Source organism: Streptomyces sp. NPDC004435 (genome assembly GCF_042873895.1).
Lineage (GTDB): Bacteria > Actinomycetota > Actinomycetes > Streptomycetales > Streptomycetaceae > Streptomyces.
Map to the genome: position 1 here is coordinate 189192 of NZ_JBIAMB010000002.1, position 20030 is coordinate 209221.

General features: G+C 74.7%; 16 protein-coding genes. 8 read left to right on the forward strand and 8 right to left on the reverse strand.

Features of this window, described 5'->3' with window-relative positions:
* Positions 1 to 90: 90 nt before the first annotated feature.
* Both ACFYT9_RS04070 and ACFYT9_RS04075 read left to right on the forward strand, forming a co-directional pair.
* Positions 91 to 522 carry a pyridoxamine 5'-phosphate oxidase family protein gene (locus ACFYT9_RS04070; RefSeq protein ID WP_387277499.1) on the forward strand — a complete coding sequence of 144 codons (432 nt, stop codon included), beginning with the start codon at positions 91 to 93 and terminating at the stop codon, positions 520 to 522.
* A 15-nt stretch (positions 523 to 537) separates the two neighbouring features.
* Positions 538 to 1554, forward strand: coding sequence for a phosphotransferase (locus ACFYT9_RS04075; RefSeq protein WP_376596688.1), 1017 nt, complete (start codon positions 538 to 540; stop codon positions 1552 to 1554).
* Between the two features lie 16 nt (positions 1555 to 1570).
* On the opposite strand, the gene ACFYT9_RS04080 is transcribed toward ACFYT9_RS04075, so the two are convergent.
* Positions 1571 to 3277: a protein kinase gene (locus ACFYT9_RS04080; protein ID WP_389160814.1), complete on the reverse strand. Its 1707-nt coding sequence runs from the start codon at positions 3275 to 3277 to the stop codon at positions 1571 to 1573.
* 289 nt (positions 3278 to 3566) lie between these two features.
* Here ACFYT9_RS04080 and ACFYT9_RS04085 point away from each other — a divergent pair, with 289 nt between their 5' ends.
* From ACFYT9_RS04085 to ACFYT9_RS04110, 6 genes are all read left to right on the forward strand, one after another.
* Entirely contained in the window at positions 3567 to 5204 is a 1638-nt protein-coding gene (locus tag ACFYT9_RS04085) for a protein kinase (protein ID WP_389160816.1), read from the forward strand.
* A gap of 79 nt (positions 5205 to 5283) precedes the next feature.
* On the forward strand, positions 5284 to 6291 hold the full coding sequence (locus tag ACFYT9_RS04090) for a hypothetical protein (protein ID WP_389160818.1): 1008 nt from the start codon (positions 5284 to 5286) through the stop codon (positions 6289 to 6291).
* Positions 6292 to 6390: 99 nt separating this feature from the next.
* The gene (locus tag ACFYT9_RS04095) at positions 6391 to 7119 is read left to right on the forward strand and encodes a PadR family transcriptional regulator (RefSeq protein WP_389160820.1); all 729 of its coding nucleotides are present in this window, start codon (positions 6391 to 6393) and stop codon (positions 7117 to 7119) included.
* Positions 7120 to 7264: 145 nt separating this feature from the next.
* Positions 7265 to 8008 carry an ABC transporter ATP-binding protein gene (locus ACFYT9_RS04100; RefSeq protein WP_376596697.1) on the forward strand — a complete coding sequence of 248 codons (744 nt, stop codon included), beginning with the start codon at positions 7265 to 7267 and terminating at the stop codon, positions 8006 to 8008.
* Positions 8005 to 10872 (forward strand): ABC transporter permease, encoded by a 2868-nt coding sequence (locus ACFYT9_RS04105; protein ID WP_389160821.1) that lies wholly within the window; start codon positions 8005 to 8007, stop codon positions 10870 to 10872. The genes ACFYT9_RS04100 and ACFYT9_RS04105 overlap by 4 nt, the downstream gene beginning before the upstream one ends.
* A gap of 98 nt (positions 10873 to 10970) precedes the next feature.
* Entirely contained in the window at positions 10971 to 11525 is a 555-nt protein-coding gene (locus tag ACFYT9_RS04110; RefSeq protein WP_376596701.1) for a bacterial proteasome activator family protein, read from the forward strand.
* 232 nt (positions 11526 to 11757) lie between these two features.
* On the opposite strand, the gene ACFYT9_RS04115 is transcribed toward ACFYT9_RS04110, so the two are convergent.
* The 7 genes from ACFYT9_RS04115 to pdhA all read right to left on the reverse strand — a co-directional run bounded on the left by ACFYT9_RS04115 (position 11758) and on the right by pdhA (position 19995).
* On the reverse strand, positions 11758 to 12738 hold the full coding sequence (locus tag ACFYT9_RS04115) for an NAD(P)H-quinone oxidoreductase (protein ID WP_389160823.1): 981 nt from the start codon (positions 12736 to 12738) through the stop codon (positions 11758 to 11760).
* 73 nt (positions 12739 to 12811) lie between these two features.
* Entirely contained in the window at positions 12812 to 13903 is a 1092-nt protein-coding gene (locus tag ACFYT9_RS04120) for a potassium channel family protein (RefSeq protein ID WP_389160825.1), read from the reverse strand.
* On the reverse strand, positions 13891 to 15270 hold the full coding sequence (locus ACFYT9_RS04125) for a molybdopterin molybdotransferase MoeA (RefSeq protein ID WP_389160827.1): 1380 nt from the start codon (positions 15268 to 15270) through the stop codon (positions 13891 to 13893). The genes ACFYT9_RS04120 and ACFYT9_RS04125 overlap by 13 nt, the downstream gene beginning before the upstream one ends.
* A complete protein-coding gene (locus ACFYT9_RS04130) occupies positions 15240 to 16316 on the reverse strand; it encodes a DUF6457 domain-containing protein (RefSeq protein WP_389160829.1) in 1077 nt (358 codons plus the stop codon). Before ACFYT9_RS04130 ends, ACFYT9_RS04125 begins: the two co-directional genes overlap by 31 nt.
* 93 nt (positions 16317 to 16409) lie before the next feature.
* Positions 16410 to 17810 (reverse strand): dihydrolipoamide acetyltransferase family protein, encoded by a 1401-nt coding sequence (locus ACFYT9_RS04135; RefSeq protein WP_389160831.1) that lies wholly within the window; start codon positions 17808 to 17810, stop codon positions 16410 to 16412.
* Entirely contained in the window at positions 17810 to 18847 is a 1038-nt protein-coding gene (locus tag ACFYT9_RS04140) for an alpha-ketoacid dehydrogenase subunit beta (RefSeq protein ID WP_376602987.1), read from the reverse strand. The genes ACFYT9_RS04135 and ACFYT9_RS04140 overlap by 1 nt, the downstream gene beginning before the upstream one ends.
* Positions 18844 to 19995, reverse strand: a complete 1152-nt coding sequence (gene pdhA / locus ACFYT9_RS04145; protein WP_389160833.1) for a pyruvate dehydrogenase (acetyl-transferring) E1 component subunit alpha — start codon at positions 19993 to 19995, stop codon at positions 18844 to 18846. The genes ACFYT9_RS04140 and pdhA overlap by 4 nt, the downstream gene beginning before the upstream one ends.
* Positions 19996 to 20030 lie beyond the last annotated feature (35 nt).

Here is a 20030-nt window from a genome sequence, read left to right on the forward strand (position 1 = left end):
GCCCGCCGCCGGGATTCGGGACCTACGTCCCCGCCGAGGCGGGGCCCCGGCCCCTTTCCCGACCGGGTGCCGGTGGCGGAGAGTGGAGGCATGTCCACCGAGGAGATCCGCGCCATCGAACTGCTCGGCCGTGCGTCGTACGGCCGGGTCGCCACGAGCATGCGGGCGATGCCGTTCGTCGCGCCCGCCCGGCACATCGTCTCCGACGACAGCGTCCTGATCCGCATGCACGAGGGTCTCGGCTACCACCAGGCGTGCAGCGGCAGCGTCGTCGCCTACGGGGCGGACGACCTCGATCCCGCCTCCGGCGTCCTGTGGTCGGTGCAGTTCACCGGGACGGCCGAGATCGTCGAGCCGACCGCGCGGGAGCTGGCCGCCTTCGGCCCCGAACCGCTGAGCGTGGACGGCGAGCCGTTCGTCCCCGTCTACATGCGGATCGAACCCCAGTTCGTGACGGTGCACAGCATCGAGTACGGCCCCGCGGCCGGTTCCGTACCGCGCCATCTCCACCACGCAGCGTGATCTAACATCTGCGGAGTGCCGCGCTCATCTGAACACTCCGCTCCTCCGGTCGGCGCCCTGCTGCGCCGCCACCCGCACGCCGGCGAGCCCCTGTCCTGCGTCCCCGTCACCGAGGGCCTGCTCAACCGCGGCTACCGGCTCGCCACCACCCGCGGCCACTACTTCCTCAAGCAGCACCTCGACGCCCCCACCGCCGACCGGGCCACCATCACCCGCCAGCACCGCGCCACCCAGCGCCTGCACGCCCTGGGCCTGCCGGTGGCCCCGCCGCTTCCCGACAGCCGCGGCCGCACGGTCGCGGTCATCGGCGGCCGCTGCTACGCCCTGCACCCCTGGGTCGAGGGCCGGCACCGCGACGGCGCCCAGCTCACGGCCGGCGGCTCCCGCCGCCTCGGTGCCCTCCTGGGCCGCGTCCACACCACCCTGGACCGGGTCATGGAGCCCCCGCCGCCCGGCGACCGGCACGACAGCGCCCGCCCCGAGGACACCTTCAGCGACATCGCCGAGCTGATCCGCCTCGCCCGCGCCCACCGCCCGCACGGCAGCTTCGACGCGCTCGCCGAGCACCGGCTGCGGGAACGCCGCCGGCTGCTCGCCCAGCACGCCCACCGGCGCCCTCCGGCGCCCGCCACGGCCGGCTGGGTGCACGGCGACTTCCACCCGCTGAACGTCCTCTACCGGGGCGCCGAACCGGCCGCGATCATCGACTGGGACCGGCTCGGCGTCCGCCCGCGCGCCGAGGAGGCCGTCCGGGCCGCGGCGATCTTCTTCGTACGGCCGGGGGGCGAGCTGGACCTGGAGAAGGTACGGGCCTACGCGCGCGCGTACCGGCGGGCCACCGGCGCGGACGGCGCCGAGCTCGCCGCCGCGGTGCACCGGGTGTGGTGGGAGCGGCTGAACGACTTCTGGACGCTGCGGTGGCGCTACCAGCTGAACGACCGAAGGGCCGACCCGCAGTTTCCCGCGGTGTCGGCCCTGGCCGTGTGGTGGACCCGGGAGTACGACGCCGTCCGCGACGCCTTCTCCGACTGAGGCCCCCGGAGGAGTCCTACGGCGTGGTGGCGCCGGTCAGGCCGGTGTCGCCGGGAGGCGGCGTGTTCGGGTCGCCGTTGCCACCGCCGGTCGGGTCGGTCTGGCCGCCGCTGTCGGCGCCGCCGTCGTCGGAGCCACCGTTGTCGGCGCCACCGTCCGTCGGCGGCTCCTCGGTGGGAGTCGGCTGCGTGGTCTGCTCCTCGGTGGGAGTCGGCTCGGTGGTCTGCTCCTCCGTCGGAGTCGGCTCCGTCGTCGGCTGCTGGGTGTGCGTCGGCGGGTTCGTCGTCGCGTTCGTCGGCGGGTTCCACGGCTCCTGCGTGGTGCCGCCGTCACCGCCGTCGCCACCGCCGCCGTTCGTGTCGCTCGGCTGCTCGGTGCTCGGCTGCTCGCTCGGCTCCTCGGAGGGGGTGGGCTCCTCGGAGGTCGTGGACGGCGAGTCCGACACCGTCGTCGACGTCGTGACCGGGTCCTTCTTCTTCTCGCCGCCGCCGGCCATCTGGACCGCGAAGACCACGCCGGCGACGATCGCGACGACCGCGAGGGCCGCGAACAGCACCATCCTGTTGCGCTTGCCCCGGCCGCCGTCGTCGTGGCCGCCGTAGCCGCCGGTGCCGCCGCCCGTGCCGTCGTCGTAACCGCCGTAGCCGCCGTAGCCGCCGTCGTCGGGGTTGGGCAGCGGGACGATCCGGCCCTGCTGGGCCGTCTCGCCGAGCTGCGGGTGGCCCATGGCCGTCGTCGCCGCCATGCCGTGGCCGGGCGTCTGCCCGCCCTCGTGCACGGCCACGGGGCCGGTGCTCCAGGTGCCGGTGTGACCGCCCTGCTGGTGAAGCATCTCCAGGCTGTACTGGATCAGCCCGCGCATCTCCTCGGCGCTCTGGAACCGGTCGTCCGGCTCCTTCGCGAGCGAGCGCATCACCAGACCGTCCAGCTCCGGCGGCGTCGAGCCGCGGACCTCGGACGGCGGGACCGGGATGTCCTGCACGTGCTGGTAGACCACCGACAGCGGCGTCTCACCGGTGAAGGGGGGACGCAGCGCGAGGAGTTCGTAGAGCAGGCAGCCCGTCGCGTACAGGTCGGAGCGGTGGTCGACGGCCTTGCCCAGCGCCTGCTCCGGGGAGAGGTACTGCGGCGTGCCCATGACCATGCCGGTCTGCGTCATCGTGGCCTGCGCGCCGTGCAGCGCGCGGGCGATGCCGAAGTCCATGACCTTGACGGCGCCGGCGTGCGTGATGATCACGTTGGCCGGCTTGATGTCACGGTGCACGATGCCGTGCTGGTGCGAGTAGGCCAGTGCCTCCAGGACGCCGGAGACGATCACCAGCGCCTGCTCGGGGCCGGGCGCCTCCGCGCTGACCAGCAGGTCACGGATGGTGCGGCCCTCGACGATCTCCATCACGATGTACGGCACCGGGCGGCCGTCGACGACGTCCTCGCCCGAGTCGTACACCGCCACGATCGCGTGGTGGTTCAGGCCGGCGACCGACTGCGCCTCACGCGTGAAGCGGGCCTTCGAGACCGGGTCCTCGGCGAGGTCGGAGCGCAGCAGCTTCACCGCGACCGTGCGGCCGAGCCGCACGTCCTCGGCGGCGAAGACCTCCGCCATGCCGCCGCGTCCCAGACGATGCGTCAGGCGGTAGCGGCCGTCGCCGACGACGCGGCCGACGCCCCATGACTCGGCGCCAGCGCCCGGCATACCGCCACCTGCGTCGGATCCGGGTTCCATGAGTCCTCGCCGTCGTCTGTCCGTGCCGTGTCCAGTCGTCACGCTACAGGCTCCGTACGACATCACGGTCCGCGATGACCGGCCATCCAACCCTTCTCGTGTACGCCTGTGCAAATTCCGTGAGTTTCGCCCGGTCCCCGCGCCACACCGCCTGTGCGGAGGGTCACGGAACGGGTACCCGGCTTGACGTGTCAGGGCCCTCGGGCAGACTTGGCGCAGAATCGGCGGGATATCGAGATCCGGCCGGAGACGACGGAACGACGCCGCGGGGCGCAGGGGGACAGCACACATGAGCCACGACGGCGCTCAGGGCGGCCGCTACGCGGGCGGTTCGGTCGCGAACGGCCGCTACCAGCTGCGCGACCTCCTCGGCGAGGGCGGCATGGCCTCGGTCTACCTCGCGTACGACAGCGCGCTGGACCGCCAGGTCGCGATCAAGACGCTCCACACCGAGCTGGGCCGCGAGGCGTCCTTCCGCGAGCGGTTCCGCCGCGAGGCACAGGCCGTGGCGAAGCTCTCGCACACCAACATCGTCTCGGTGTTCGACACCGGCGAGGACACCCTCGACGGCGGCCTCATGCCCTACATCGTCATGGAGTACGTGGAGGGACAGCCGCTCGGCTCGGCGCTCGCCGCCGACGTGCGCCAGTACGGGGCGATGCCCGCCGACAAGGCGCTGAAGGTGACGGCGGACGTGCTCGCCGCCCTGGAGGTCAGCCACGAGATGGGGCTGGTCCACCGCGACATCAAGCCCGGCAACGTGATGATGACCAAGCGCGGTGTCGTGAAGGTCATGGACTTCGGCATCGCCCGCGCCATGCAGTCCGGCGTGACGTCCATGACCCAGACCGGCATGGTCGTCGGCACCCCTCAGTACCTCTCCCCCGAGCAGGCCCTCGGCCGGCCGGTGGACGCCCGCTCCGACCTTTATTCGGTCGGCATCATGCTGTTCCAGCTGCTGACGGGCCGCCTGCCCTTCGACGCGGACTCGCCGCTCGCCATCGCCTACGCGCACGTGCAGGAGGAGCCGGTCGCCGCGTCTTCGGTGAACCGCTCGGTGACGCCCGCGATGGACGCGCTGATCGCCCGCGCGCTGCGGAAGAACCCGAACGAGCGGTTCCCCAGCGCCGCCGCCATGCGCGACGAGTGCCTTCGGGTGCTCTCGGCCGGCCAGTCCGCGGCCCCGGTGATCGTCCCCGGCGCCCCGGTCGGCAGCGGCTCGGGCGTCGGCTCGGCCGTCTTCCCGCCGGTCGGCCAGACCCCGCCGCCGCACCCTGGCGCGCACGTGCAGCAGCCGTACCCCGCGCACACCCCGCAGCCCGGTCCGTACGGGCCGCCGACCCCGGCCCCCGTACCGGCGCCCGGCCCCGGGTACGGCTACCCGCAGCAGGTCGCGACCCCGGCCCCCGGCTACCAGACCCCGCCGCCGGTCTCCTACGCGCCCGCGCACTCGCCGGCCCCCGCGGCCGCCCCGCGCCGCATCATGCCGGTGCTCGCGGGCGCCCTCGCGGTCGCCGTGATCGCCGTCGGCGGCGTGGTCGCCTACAACATGATGGACAAGGACGACACCGGCGGGACGACCGGCGCCACCGGCACCGGCGGCACGGAGCAGACCCAGACCGACAGCCCCGGCCACAGGGGCCCGGATCTGTCGAAGACCATCGAGACCAAGGAGTGCACCGAGCCGAGGGAGTCGAGCGACGACCCCGAGAAGTTCGAGGTGCCCGACTTCACCTACAAGAACCTGACCTCGGTGAAGGACTGCCTGAACGCCGCCGGGTGGAAGACGAAGAAGCAGACCCCGGTGGACGAGAACACCTACGGCGAGGACACCGTCCTGGAGCAGTACCCGCCGGCCGGTACGGACATCCGGCCCGACGAGGCCGAGTTCACCCTGGAGATCTCCACCGGCAACCCCCAGAAGTAGCCGCCCCGGATGCCGGAGTTGCCCCGGTATGTGACGCTGAGTCGGACACCTCGGCGGCACGGCAGGGGAGGGTTTCCCGGTGACTCCCACACGCGGCGGGACCGGCGGACGCGGCAGCGGCGGACTCCGCCGCGCGAGGGCACGGACGCGGGCGCGGGCCTCCGGGTCCGGCCCCGTCCTCGCCGGCCTCGGGAGAGCCGCCCTCGCACCCGCACTGGCCTGCGCCTTCACCTTGTACGGGATCTCCGGCGCGGCCCTCGCCGAAGCCGCCGCGATCCCCGCGGGACCCCCCTCCGGGACCACCGCGGGAACCACCGGCCCGCACACCCAGCCGCACACCCGCCCGCACACCGGCCCGCACACCGGACGCACCGCCGCGCACGGCCCCACCGCGGCCCCCGCGCACGGCCCCACCGCCGGAGCCACCGCCCCCGGCGCCGTCACCCGGCCGCCCACCACCCGACCCGCCGCCACCGCGACCGGCCGCCCCGACACCACCGCAGGACCGGGTACGACCCCGGCGCCGGGCCCCACCGCCGGTACCGGCCTCCCGCCCGCCCCGACCGGCACGCGCACGGCCACCGGCCCCGCCCCCGGCACCACCGCGCCCGTCCCCCCCACCGGCACCCCCACCGCTTCGCGGACCGGCTCCGCGGCGCCCCGCCCCGGCAAGCCCGCGGCCGCGACCAGCGACGCCCCCGCACCCACCGGCTCCCCCTCCCTGGCCGGCCGGCCCGCCGGCGAGGGCCGCACCCGGCCCGGCCGCCCCGAACCGGCCGCCCCCGAGGAACCGGACCCCTCCGCCACCCCCTCCCGTGACAGAACCGCTACAGAATCCGCCGCCGCCGACCGCTTCCCCGAGGAGGACCCGGGCCTCCCCGAGGAGGACGCCGGAGTACTGGGGACGGAGACCGCCGGCCGCCCCGAAGCGGCTCCCGCCAGCCGCCCCGGCGTCGCCCCGCAGCTCTCCCTGCGGACCGACGCCACCACCTCCGACCAGCCCGTTCCCCTGCTCACCCTCGGCGTGGGACTCACCCTGATGGGGCTCGGGCTCGGCTTCCTCGGGCTCCGGCTCCGCCGCCGCTGAACCGGCCGGCCGGCCCCTTCCCGTCCCCCTTGAGTCGGACCCCACGGGTCCCTCTCCCGACGGTTGTCGCCCTCGGCATACCCGGTATACATACTCGGTATGTCGATCCGCCACGGGCTCCTCGCCCTCCTCGAACACGGCCCCCGCTACGGCTCCCAGCTGCGCACCGAGTTCGAGTCCCGCACCGGCTCCACCTGGCCGCTCAACGTCGGCCAGGTGTACACGACCCTGGGCCGGCTCGAACGGGACGGCCTGGTCACCCAGAACGGCGAGGACGGCGCCGGCCACGCGCTCCACGCGATCACCGACGCGGGCCGCACCGAACTGCGCACCTGGTTCGAACGGCCCGTGGACCGCACCAGCCCCGCCCGTGACGAGCTCGCCATCAAACTCGCCATGGCCGTCGGGGCACCCGGCGTCGACATCCGCGAGGTCATCCAGTCCCAGCGCCGGCACACCGTGAAGGCCATGCAGGACTACACCCGCCTCAAGGCCCAGGCCATCACCGCGCTCGAAGGCGGCGACGCGCACGAACGCGACGACGTGGCCTGGCTCCTCGTCCTGGAGCAGCTGATCTTCCAGACCGAGGCCGAGGCCCGCTGGCTCGACCACTGCGAGTCCCGGCTCATCCGCCTCTCCACCGCCGTCACCGTCACCACCACCCCCGGCCCTCCCGCCACGACCTCCGGCTCCGCCGCCGCCTCCGCCCCGGAGCCGGGGCGCGGGGCGGGGGTCCGGCGCGGGCCCGGGGCGGGGACGGGCGGGGTGGGGGCGGGGGGCGGGTCGGGGGGCGCGCTCCGGGGCGGGGCCGCGGGCCGGACCCGCTGACCCGGGGCCCGGCCCCCCGTACCACCGCGGGGCCCAGGCCCCCGTACCACCGCGGGGCCCAGGCCCCGCACCATCACGTTCTTCTCACCACACCGCTCACCACCGTGCCCGGCAGCCGCCGCGCACGTCCTAGGGGGACCCCTCCATGTCCACACCGCTCGCCGCGCAGCCCGTGCTGCGCCTGCAGAACCTGACCCGGGTCCACGGGTCCGGCGCCACCGAGGTGCACGCCCTGCGCGGCATCGACCTCGACGTGCACCCCGGCGAACTCGTCGCCGTCATGGGTCCGTCCGGCTCCGGCAAGTCCACGCTGCTCACCATCGCGGGCGGCCTCGACACCCCCACCTCCGGCCACGTGATCGTCGAGGGCACCGACATCACCACCGCCGGGCTCAAGGAGCTCGCCGCCCTGCGCCGCCGCAGCATCGGCTACGTCTTCCAGGACTACAACCTCATACCGGCGCTGACCGCCGCCGAGAACGTCTCCCTGCCCCGGGAGCTCGACGGCACCTCGGCCCGCAAGGCCCGTGTCGAGGCCCTCGCCGCCCTGGAGGAGATGGGGCTCGGCCACCTCGCCGACCGCTTCCCCGACGAGATGTCCGGCGGACAGCAGCAGCGTGTCGCCATCGCCCGCGCCCTCGTCGGCGACCGGCGTCTCGTCCTCGCCGACGAGCCCACCGGCGCCCTCGACTCCGAGACCGGCGAGTCCGTCCTCGCCCTGCTCCGCTCCCGCTGCGACGCGGGCGCCGCCGGCGTCCTCGTCACCCACGAGCCGCGGTTCGCCGCGTGGGCCGACCGCGTGGTCTTCCTCCGCGACGGCGCCATCGTCGACCAGACCGTGCGCAGCGAGGCCGACTCCCTCCTCACGGGCCGGGTGGCGGACGCGTGAAGACCTGGTTCCACTCCTGGCGGGCGGCCGTCCGCATCGCCCGCCGCGACGCCTGGCGCGCCAAGGGCCGCAGCTCGCTCGTCCTCGCGATGATCGCCCTGCCCATCCTCGGGGTCAGCGCCGCCGACCTCACCATCCGCAGCTCCGAGCTCTCCGTCACCGAACAGCTGGAGCGGTCCATCGGCGCCGCCGACGCCTCCTTCGGCGACCCCGGCCTCGCCGGTGAGCCGGTCTTCCAGACCCCGAACGGCGACAACGTCTACCCGGCGAACTGGAAGGAGGCGGACAACGCCCCCTGGCCCAGCGGTGCGTCCGACCCCCGCAAGGCCATCCCGGCCGGCGCCCGCTGGATCAGCGACACCCAGGGCGCGGCCAAGCTGACCACCGTGCACGGCCTGCTCCAGACCGACGTCCGGGAGCTCAAGGCCGACGACCCGATCGCCAAGGGCATCACCACCCTCCTCGACGGGCGGTACCCGAAGAAGGCCGACGAGGTGATCGCCACCTCCGCGTTCCTGGAGAAGAGCGGGCTCTCGATCGGCTCGACCGTTTCCGCTCGCAATTTCGACCGGCCGTACCGCATCGTCGGCTCCTACGAGCTGCCCGACACCCTGACGACCACCCAGATCATCGCGCTGCCGGGGGCCTTCCTCTCCCCGTACGCGAAGGCCGCGGAGAAGGCCGGAGCGCTCGCCTCCGGCGGCACCACCACGTATCTGGTGCAGCACGCCGGTGGTTTCACGTGGAACAACGTGAAGGAGATCAACGCCAAGGGCGTCACGGTCGTCTCCCGCACCGTACAGCTCGACCCGCCGGCCGACTCCGAGGTCCCGCTCTACCAGATGGAGGGCTGGGGCAACTACGAGTCCAGCGGCGCCGCCGACGCCATGCTCCTCGCCTCCGTCGCCACCGTCGTCGGCCTGGCGATGCTGGAGATCTGCCTGCTCGCCGGTCCCGCCTTCGCGGTCGGTGCCCGCCGCTCCCGCCGCCAGCTCGGCCTGGTCGGCGCCAACGGCGGCTCCCGCAGCCACATCCGCGCCATCGTGCTGAGCGGCGGCCTCGTCATCGGTGTCGCCGCCGCCGTCGTCGGCACGGTGCTCGCGCTGATCCTCACGCTCGTCCTCCAGCCGTTCCTGGAGGACTTGATGGGGCAGCGCTTCGGTGCCTTCGACGTCCGGCCGCTCGAACTCCTCGGCATCGCGCTGCTCGCCGTCCTCACCGGTCTGCTCGCCGCGATCGTCCCGGCGGTCACCGCCTCCCGGCAGACCGTGCTCGCCTCGCTCACCGGCCGTCGCGGGGTCCGCTCCACCAGCAAGGTGCTGCCCGTCCTCGGTCTGGTGGCGCTGCTCGTCGGCGCGGCGATCGCCCTGTACGGCTCCGTCGTCACCGACCAGTTCATCATCGTCGCCGGCGGCTCCGCCCTCGCCGAGCTGGGCGTGGTCGCCATGACCCCGGCCATCGTCGGGCTCTTCGGCCGGACCGGCCGCTGGCTGCCGCTCTCCCCGCGGCTCGCGCTCCGCGACGCCGTCCGCAACCGGGGCCGTACGGCTCCCGCGGTCGCCGCCGTGCTCGCCGCCGTCGCCGGCACCGTCGCCGTCGCCACGTACACGTCGAGCAGCGACGCCCAGTACCGGGCCGAGTACTCCGCCAGCCTGCCGCACGGCGCCGTCTCCTTCTTCCAGATGGAGGAGGGCGGCCGGGACGTCCCGGCCGTCGCCGACGCCGTCCAGCGCTACTTCTCCGTCGAGACCCGCGCCGACGTCTCCCGCGTCGCCGTCGGCAAGCCCGGCTGCCCCGCCTGGGGCGGTGGCGCCGGCTGCGGCCAGTACGAGGTGATGCTGCCGCCCGCCAACGAGTGCCCGATGTGGGCCTCGACCACCGACGGCAGCGACCCGTCCGAGAAGTTCACCCCCGAGCAGCGGCGCACGATGGTCAAGGAGGACTGGCGCTGCAAGCAGTCCCGGGGCGGCGGTGTCTACGTCGACGGCGGCATCCTCGTCGGCGACGCCCGCCTCCTGAAGGTCCTCGGCATCGACGACCCGGGCGCCGTCAAGGCGCTCGCGGACGGCAAGGCCGTCGTGTTCTCCAAGCCGCTCGTCGACCGGGACGGCACGATCGGCATCAAGCAGATCACCGACATCAAGGCCGCCGAGAAGGCGTCCATGGAGAACAAGCCCGCCCCGGGCAAGGTCTCCAAGATCTCCACCCACCTGGTCGCCGGCGACCCGAAGTCCTACGGCCTCCAGGTGCTGTTGCCGCCCGCGACCGCCAAGGCCGCCGGTCTCACCACGGTCCCCGTCGGCGCCTACTTCAGCACCGATGCCATGCCCAGCAGCGAGCAGCGCCAGAAGCTCGACGCCGAGCTGGCCACCCTCGGCGCCGGGATCGACCTCACCGTCGAGGAGGGGTACGTCTCCGACGACAGCATCTTCCTGATCGCGCTGACCGTCTTCGCCGGCCTGGTCACCATCGGCGCCGCCGGCATCGCCACCGGCCTCGCCCAGGCCGACGCCGAGGCCGACCTGAAGACGCTCGCCGCCGTCGGCGCCCCGCCGCGCGTCCGCCGCACCCTCAGCGGCTTCCAGTGCGGGGTGGTCGCCGCGATGGGTGTCGTCCTCGGCTCGGTCTCCGGGCTCCTCCCGGCCATGGGCCTGCGGCTCACCGAGGAGCGGCAGCAGCTCCGCTTCCACGAGCAGATGCTGGCCGAGGGCTGGGGCGGCGACACGAGCCCGCCCTACGTGCCGATCGTGGTGCCCTGGGAGACGCTGGCGGCCCTGCTCGTCGCCGTCCCGCTCGGCGCGGCGCTGCTCGCGGCACTGGTGACCCGCTCGAAGGGGGCCGTGGCCCGCCGCGCGGCGACCTGACACCTTTCCGTGGCCCGACCGTGCCCGGGGAGGAGGGTGGATCACCCTCCTCCCCGGGCACACCTCGTGGTGAAGCGTGTGTGCGAGAGAATGGCGGCATGGAGATGCCGAGGAATGACAGGTCGCCGGAGAGCCCCCAGGTCCTCATCGTGGGACAGGACGGGATGGCTCTCGGCGGCGCCCAGGGCGACGACGAACCCCGCGAGGTCCCGGTGACGGAAATGGTCGAGCAGCCTGCGAAGGTCATGCGGATCGGCAGCATGATCAAGCAGCTTCTGGAGGAAGTTCGGGCGGCACCTCTCGACGAGGCCAGCCGGGTCCGGCTCAAGGAGATCCACGCCAGCTCGGTGAAGGAGCTGGAGGACGGTCTCGCGCCGGAGCTGGTGGAGGAACTGGAGCGGCTGTCCCTGCCGTTCACGGACGAGGCGATCCCCTCCGAGGCGGAACTGAGGATCGCGCAGGCCCAGTTGGTGGGCTGGCTGGAGGGCCTCTTCCACGGCATCCAGACGGCGCTGTTCGCCCAGCAGATGGCGGCCCGCGCCCAACTGGAGCAGATGCGGCGGGCCCTGCCCCCCGGCGCCTCGCACGACGATGACGACGACGAGGGCGGTCGCGGCCACGGGCGCGCGGTCGGGTCGGGGCCGTACCTGTAGGGCCTTCCCCCGTACATGACGGGCCCGGCACGCGACGAGCGCGCCGGGCCCGTTCCCTATTGCGTACGGGACGTGCCCGGCTTGCTGTACGGGACGTGCCCGGCTTTTCGTACGTGGCGTGCCCGGCTTTTCGTACGTGGCGTGCCCGGCGTGCGAGCAGGCGTCCGGCCCGGCTCCGGGAGTGCCGGGGGCCTGGCGCGCCGTGAGCGCGCCGGGCCCCGTCCCGTATCGCTCAGGGGGCCAGCAGGAGGACCTTGCCGACGTGCGCGCCGGACTCCAGCACGCGGTGCGCCTCGGCGGCCTCCGGCATCGGCAGCGTCCGGTCGACGACCGGGCGGACCGTGCCGGCCTCGACCAGCGGCCAGACGTGCTCGCGGACGGCCGCGACGATCGCGGCCTTCTCCTGGAGCGGGCGGGCGCGCAGGGTCGTCGCCATCACGGCGGCCCGCTTGGCGAGCAGCGCCCCGAGGTTCAGCTCGCCCTTGACGCCGCCCTGGAGGCCGATGACGACGAGGCGGCCGCTGACCGCGAGGGCCTGGACGTTCCGGTCGAGGTACTTGGCGCCCATGATGTCCAGGATCACGTCCGCGCCCGCCCCGCCGGTGGCCTTGTGGAGCTCCTCGACGAAGTCCTGGGTGCGGTAGTCGATCAGCACGTCCGCGCCGAGCTCGGCGCAGCGGGCCAGCTTCTCCGGGCTGCCCGCGGTGACCACGACCTTCGCGCCGACCGCCTTGCCCAGCTGGATCGCCATCGTGCCGATGCCGCTGGCCCCGCCGTGCACGAGGAGCGTCTCGCCCGGGCGCAGGTGGGCGATCATGAAGACGTTGGACCAGACCGTGCAGGCGACCTCGGGGAGCGCGGCGGCCGTGGCCAGGTCGACGCCCTTCGGGACCGGCAGCAGCTGGCCGGCCGGGACGGCCACGCGCTGGGCGTAGCCGCCGCCGACAAGCAGGGCGCAGACCTCGTCGCCGACGGACCAGCCGGAGACGCCGGGGCCGATCGCGGTGATCCGCCCGGCGCACTCCAGGCCGGGGTAGGGCGAGGTGCCGGGCGGCGGGTTGTAGAAGCCCTGCCGCTGGAGGACGTCGGCGCGGTTGACGGCGCTCGCCACCACCTCGACGAGGACCTCGCCCTCGCCGGGCACGGGATCGGGCACCTCGGCCCAGACGAGGGCCTCGGGACCACCGGGTTCCGGAATCGTGATCGCATGCATGGCGGCGAGGCTACTCCCGCGACCCGCCGCCGGCGCCGTCGGTGCCGCCGGTGCCGCGGCGGGCTCGGTGCCTTCAGTCCTGCGGCGGGGTGGTGAGCGGGGTGACGGGCGCGGCGCGGACGATGGTGATGACCCGGTCCGTGAGCTGGAGCGGGCTGGCCGACGGGTCGTCGTAGCCGAGCAGCCGGTGGCCGCGCAGCACGCTCACCACGAGGTCGTCGGTCTCGCGGACGCTCCGGCCGGCCTCCGCCTTGGTCACCGGGCGCTCGACGAGGTCGAGGCCGGAGCCCTGCTGGATCAGGTCCTCCATGACGGTGCCGGCGCTGGGGCTGAGCACGGAGAGGCCGAGCAGCCGGCCGGCGGCGGAGGCGCTGGTGATGACGGCGTCGGCACCGGACTGGCGGAGCAGCGGCGCGTTCTCCTCCTCGCGGACGGCCGCGACGATCTTCGCGCCCCGGTTGAGCTGGCGGGCCGTCAGGGTGACCAGGACGGCGGTGTCGTCGCGCTGGGTGGCGATGACGATCTGGCGGGCCCGCTGCACCTCGGCCCGGAGGAGGACATCGCTGCGGGTGCCGTCGCCGACGACGCCGACGAAGCCGTCGAGGTTGGCCGCCTCGATGACCTTGCCGGAGGGGTCGACGATGACGATCTGGTCCTTGCGGAGGCCGGTGGCGCAGAGGGTCTGGATCGCGGACCGCCCCTTGGTGCCGAAGCCGACGATCACGGTGTGGTCGCGCAAGGTGGACCTCCAGTGCTTCAGGCGGAACTCCTCCCGGGTCCGCTCCGTGAGGACCTCGAGGGTGGTGCCGACCAGGATGATCAGGAAGAGCACGCGCAGGGGCGTGATCACCAGGATGTTGACGAGCCGTGCGGCGTCGCTGTAGGGGACGATGTCGCCGTATCCGGTGGTGGAGAGGGTGACGGTCGCGTAGTAGGCGCAGTCGAGGAAGTCGACGGTCTCGTTGGCGTTGTCGTGGTATCCGTCGCGGTCGACGTAGACGATGAGGACGGTCAGGAACAGGACGCCGAGGGCCATGAGGAGGCGCCGGCCGACCTGGCGCAGCGGGTCCACCTTCGCCCTCGGCAGGTGGATCCGCGCACCGGTGACCTTCTCGTCTGCGTGTCGGGCCATGACGTCACGGCTGGGAAGTTTCACGTGAAACATGCTCCTTGGGCGAGCTGCGTCGCGGTCGGCCAGGGGAGGGCGAGGAGCTCCGGCCGTCGGCCGGGCTCGGATCCGCCGGGCGGAACGACGGCCATGGCGTCGGCGGCGGCGATGCCCCGCAGCATGGCCGGCCCGTTGTAGCGCAGCGGTACGACGAGCCCGTCCCGGTGCACGACGGGGACGAGGCGGGTGTCGTGCGGGTGGCCCTGGACGGCGTCACGGAGGGCCGGCGCGGGCGCCTCGGCGGCGGCAGGGGCTCCGGTGGGCGCGGCGGCCCGGGTGGCGGGCTCTCCGGCGAGCGCGGCCAGCAGGGGCGCGGCGAGCGTGAGGAGGCCGGAGACGGCGGCGAGCGGGTTGCCCGGCAGACCGACGAGGTGGCGTGCGGCGTCGAGCCGGGCGAGCAGCATGGGGTGGCCGGGGCGGACCTTCACGCCGTCGACCAGGAGGGTGGCGGCGGCCTTGTCGAGCACCCGGTGGACGTGGTCCACGGGCCCGGCGGCGGTGCCGCCGGTGGTGACGACGAGGTCGGCGGCGGAGGCGGTGACGGCCTCGTAGAGGGCCTCGGCGTCGTCGCCGATCCGACGGGTCGCGAGCACCTCGGCGCCGAGCGCCGTCAGCCACGGCCCGAGCATCGGGCCGAGCGCGTCCCGGATCAGGCCGTCGTGGGGGAGTCCGGCGGTCAGCAGCTCGTCGCCGAGGACGAGGATCTCGACGCGGGGCCGGGGCAGCACCGCGGGCTCGTCGTAGCCGGCCGCGGCGGCGAGGCCGAGCACCGCCGGGCTGACGACGGTCCCGGCGGGCAGCAGCTCGTCGCCGGTGCGGCACTCCTGGCCCCGGGGGCGGATGTCCTGCCCGGTGACGACCTCGCGGAGGGGGTGGAGCAGCAGAACCGTTCCGGCCGCTGCCCGGCCGACCGTCGCGGGGGCTTCCTCGGTCCGGGAGTGCTCGGCGCGGACGACGGCGGTCGCGCCGGCGGGGACGCGGGCGCCGGTGGCGATCCGTACCGCCTCTCCGGGGGCGAGGGCGGCGGCCCCGGCGTGTCCGGCGAGGACGGACTCCTCGCGGACGGTCCAGGGGGCGGGGCCCGCGACCGCCCAGCCGTCCATGGCGGAGCTGTCGAAGGACGGCAGGTCGGTCAGGGCCCGCAGCGGTTCGGCGAGGGTGCGGCCGAGGGCCCGCCCGAGCGGTACGCGGACGGGCGGGCGGTCCTTCGCCGCGCGGGCCTCGGCTCCGGCGCGGGCGGCGATAGCCCGCGCCTCGGGCCAGGGGGTGGCGCGGTGGTGCCCGTGCCCCCGCCCGGACGCGGGGACGGGGGCGGGCGCGGGTTGTCCGGGGGTCATCCGGCCTCGTCCTGTTCGGCCGCCCATCGCTGGGCGAGGGCGGCGGCCTTGCGGGCGGCCTCGGCGACCGCCTCCGCGGGAGCCGTGCCGTCCTCGGCGGCCTTCGCCGCCGCGTAGCCGACCAGGAAGGTCGTCAGGGGCGCGGCGGGGCGGGCGACGCCGTGGGCGGCGTCACGGGCCAGGTCGAGCAGGACGCCGGTGTCGACGTCCAGGTCGAGGCCCAGTTCGGTCTTGACTGCGGTGATCCATTCGTCCAGCACGGCTCCATGGTCCCTGATGCGGGCCCGGGCCGTGGCGATGTCCTCCCAGGTGTCGCAGTCGAAGGAGGCCGACGCCTCGTCGGGGCCGGCCGGGACGCGGACGGCGCGAAGACCGAGGGCGAGGGACCGGAGGGGGAGGTGGTCGAGACCGCGGTGGGCGTGCCGCAGTTCGTCGAGCGCGCGGCGCAGCGGGGCGGCGCGGTAGACGGCGACGAGCGGCTGGTCGCGTCCCTCGGCGTCGGTGAGGAAGGCGGCCTCGGCGTCCGGCTCGGCGTCGAGCGCGGCGAGCAGCCGGTGGACGGTCGCCTCGCCGAGGAACGGCAGGTCGGCGGAGAGGACGAGCACGGCCTCGGGCGCGCGGGGCTCGGCAGCGGCGGTGGCCGTATCCCGCTCGGCTCCGGGTGCGTCGGCCTCGCCACCGGTTCCGGCGCCGGCGGCTTCGGCGGCTTCGGCGGCTTCGGCGGCGGCGACGAGGGCTCCGGCATCGGCGGCTTCGGCGACGGGGGCTCCGGGAACGGCCTCACCGGGGGCGTGGAGGTCCGCGGCTCCGGCGCCGGCCGTGCCCAGGGCCGCTGCTCCGGCGGCCAGCGCGGCCACCGGACCGGTGCCGGCCGGCCGCTCGCGGGTCCAGCGGACGGGGCGGACGGTCGGGCGCGGGTCGCCGACGACCACGGTCAGACGGGCGCCGGCGCAGGCGGCGAGCACCCTGTCCAGCAGGGCGCGGCCGCCGACCCGTAGCCCAGGTTTGTCCACGCCACCGAGGCGCCGCGCGGCGCCTCCGGCGAGCACGACGGCGTCGTATGCGGTGGTCACCCCAGCAGTATGGTCCGCCACCGCCCGCCGGTGCCCGGCCGGTCTCCTGATGAGACGGGCCGGGTCCGGTCACACGCACCGTTCCGGGCGGGTTCAGACCGTGCGAAGCAGCACCGCCGGTTGCTCGACGCAGTCCGCGACGTACCGGAGGAAGCCGCCGGCCGTGCCGCCGTCGCAGACCCGGTGGTCGAAGGTGAGCGAGAGCTGCACCACCTGACGGACGGCCAGTTCGCCCTGGTGGACCCACGGCTTGGGGATGATCCGGCCGACGCCGAGCATCGCCGCCTCGGGGTGGTTGACGATCGGTGTGGAGCCGTCCACCCCGAACACCCCGTAGTTGTTGAGGGTGAAGGTGCCGCCGGTGAGGTCGGCCGGGGTGAGCGTGCCCTGCCGGGCCGTCTCGGTGAGCCGGGCGAACTCCTCGGTCAGCGACTCGGCGGTCCGGGTCCCGGCGTCCCTGACCACGGGGACGACGAGTCCGCGCGGGGTCTGGGCGGCGAAGCCGAGATGCACCTGGGGCAGCCGGACGATCTCGCGGGCGGCCGTGTCCACGGTGGAGTTCAGCTCTGGGAAGCGGGCCAGCGCGTGGGCGCAGATCCGGGCGAGCAGTGCGAGGAGCGAGATCTTCGGTCCTCCCGCCGCGTTCATCGCCGCCCGCGCGGCCATGAGTTCGGTGGCGTCGGCGTCCACCCAGCAGGTCGCGTCCGGGATCTCGGTGCGGCTGCGGGAGAGCTTGTCGGCGACCGCTCCGCGCAGGCCGCGCAGCGGGATCCGCTCGCCGGCCGAGGCGGTGTCCACTGCGGGCGCGCCCGCCGCAACCGCCGCGGCGGGCGTCTCGCGCGCGGTGAGGGCCCGCTCGACGTCGGCGCGCAGGATCAGGCCCTCGGGGCCGGATCCGCGCACCTCGCGCAGGTCGAGGCCCCGGTCACGGGCCAGCTTCCGCACGAGCGGCGAGATGACCGGGAGCGGTCCCCCGGGCGCCGCCGTGCCGGTGACCGCCGCGGCCACGAGGGCGGACGCGGCCGGCACCGGAGCGGGTGCGGCGGGGGTCGGGGCGGGACCGGCCGTCGCGTTCGGCGTGGGGTGCGCGACGGCCGGGGACTGGGGGTGGATCCGGCGCCTGCGGGCCGCCGGGCCCGCGGTGCCGTAGCCGACGAGGACGTTGCCCGAGTGCTCCGACGACACCGCGGCATCGGCGGGCTCCGCCCCGGGGGCGAGCGCGGGCGTCCCGGCGCCTCCGTCGGCGGAGGCGCCGACGGCGACCGTCAGGAGCGGCGCGCCTACGGGGAGTTCGGTGCCCTCCTCGCCGAAGCGGGCGGTGACCACGCCGCCGTACGGGCAGGGCACCTCGACCATCGCCTTGGCGGTCTCGACCTCCACGACCGGCTGGTCGATCGCGACGACGTCGCCGACGTCCACCAGCCAGCGGACGATCTCGGCCTCGGTGAGTCCCTCACCGAGGTCGGGGAGCTTGAACTCCAGAACCTGTGCCATCAGTTCCCCGCCTCCCACTGGAGCCGCGCGACCGCGTCCAGAACCCGGTCGACGCCCGGCAGGTGGTGCCGCTCCAGCATCGGCGGCGGGTAGGGCAGGTCGAATCCCGCGACCCGCAGCACCGGGGCCTCCAGGTGGTGGAAGCAGCGCTCGGTGACCCGGGCGGCGATCTCCGCACCGGGGCCGGCGAAGCCGCCGGACTCGTGGACCACGACCGCGCGTCCGGTGCGCCGCACCGAGGCGGCGACGGTCTCGTCGTCGAAGGGCACGAGCGAGCGGAGGTCCACGACCTCCAGGTCCCAGCCCTCGGCGGTGGCGGCCTCGGCGGCCTCCAGGCAGACCGGCAGGGAGGGGCCGTAGGTGATCAGGGTGGCGCTGGTGCCGGCGCGGCGGACGACGGCCTTGCCGATGGGCTCCACGCGCGCGGGTGCCTCGGGCGACCAGTCGGACTTCGACCAGTAGAGCCGCTTGGGCTCCAGGAAGACGACCGGGTCGTCGGACGCGATGGCCGCGCGCAGCAGCCCGTAGGCGTCCTCGACGGTCGCCGGGGTGACGACGTGCAGGCCGGGGGTGGCCATGTAGTAGATCTCGGAGGAGTCGCTGTGGTGCTCGACACCGCCGATCCCGCCGCCGTACGGCACGCGGATGACCATCGGCATCGGCATCGCGCCGCGCGTACGGTTCCGCATCTTCGCCACGTGCGAGACGAGCTGTTCGAACGCCGGGTAGGCGAACGCGTCGAACTGCATCTCCACCACGGGCCGCAGGCCGTACATGGCCATGCCGACGGCGGTGCCGAGGATGCCCGCCTCGGCCAGCGGCGTGTCCGTGCAGCGGTCCTCGCCGAACTCCTTGGCGAGCCCGTCGGTGACCCGGAAGACCCCGCCGAGGGTGCCGACGTCCTCGCCCATGACGTGGACGGTCGGGTCCTCGGCCATCGCGTCGCGCATGGCGCGCTGGAGCGCCTGCGCCATGGTGGCCGGCTTGGGCCGGCCCGCCGCCTTGGCGGCCGCCGCGCCGGTCGTCGCCGTCGTCATCGGCTCTCGCCCTCCGCTTCGAGTTCGGCCCGCAGCTGCGCCGCCTGCTCGCGCAGCTGCGCGGTCTGCTCGGCGTAGACGTGGGTGAAGAGGTCCATCGGGTCGAGCACCGGGTCGGCGTTCATCCGCTCGCGCAGCTCCGCCGCCATGGTCTCCGCGGCCTCGGCCGCGGCCCGGCGGCCCTCCTCGTCGAGCAGGCCGCGCGCGGTCAGCTCCCGTTCGAGCAGGAGCACCGGGTCGTGGGCCCGCCAGGTCTCGACCTCTCCGTCCGCGCGGTAGCGGGTGGCGTCGTCGGCGTTGGTGTGGGCGTCGATCCGGTAGGTGATCGCCTCCACCAGGGTCGGGCCGCCGCCGCGCCGCGCGCGGGCCACGGCCTCGGTGAGGACCTGGTGCACCGCGACCGCGTCGTTGCCGTCCACCAGGCGGCCCGGCATGCCGTAGCCGACGGCCTTGTGGGCGAGCGAGGGGGCGGCTGTCTGCTTGGCGAGCGGCACGGAGATCGCGAAGCCGTTGTTCTGCACGAAGAAGACGACCGGCGCCTGCCAGACGGCGGCGAAGTTCAGCGCCTCGTGGAAGTCGCCCTCGCTGGTGCCGCCGTCGCCGACCATGGCGAGCGCGACCACGTCGTCGCCCTTGAGGCGCGCCGCGTGGGCGAGGCCCACGGCGTGCGGCAGCTGGGTGGCGAGCGGGGTGCACAGCGGCGCGATGCGGTGCTCGCGCGGGTCGTAGCCCGTGTGCCAGTCGCCGCGCAGCAGGGTCAGCGCCTGTACGGGGTCGAGGCCGCGGGCGACGGCCGCGAGGGTGTCGCGGTACGACGGGAAGAGCCAGTCCCGCTCCTCCAGGGCGAGGGCGGCGGCGATCTCGCACGCCTCCTGGCCGGTGGTGGAGGGGTAGACGGCGAGTCGGCCCTGCTTGGTCAGGGCGGTCGCCTGGGCGTTGTACCGGCGGCCGCGGACCAGCTCCGCGTAGAGCCGGCGCAGCAGCGCGGGGTCGGCGTCGGCCACCGCGTCCGTGCCGAGCACGCGCAGCGGCTCGGCGTCGGGCAGCAGCGGGGCGGGGTCGGTCCGCGGCTGCCAGGCCGGCGGCGGCGTGGGCCGGTAAGCCGAGTCGGCGAGCGGCTCCTGGACTGTCGAACTGCGCTGTTGCAACGAGTCCACCTCCTCGTGGGAGCGGGCATAACACC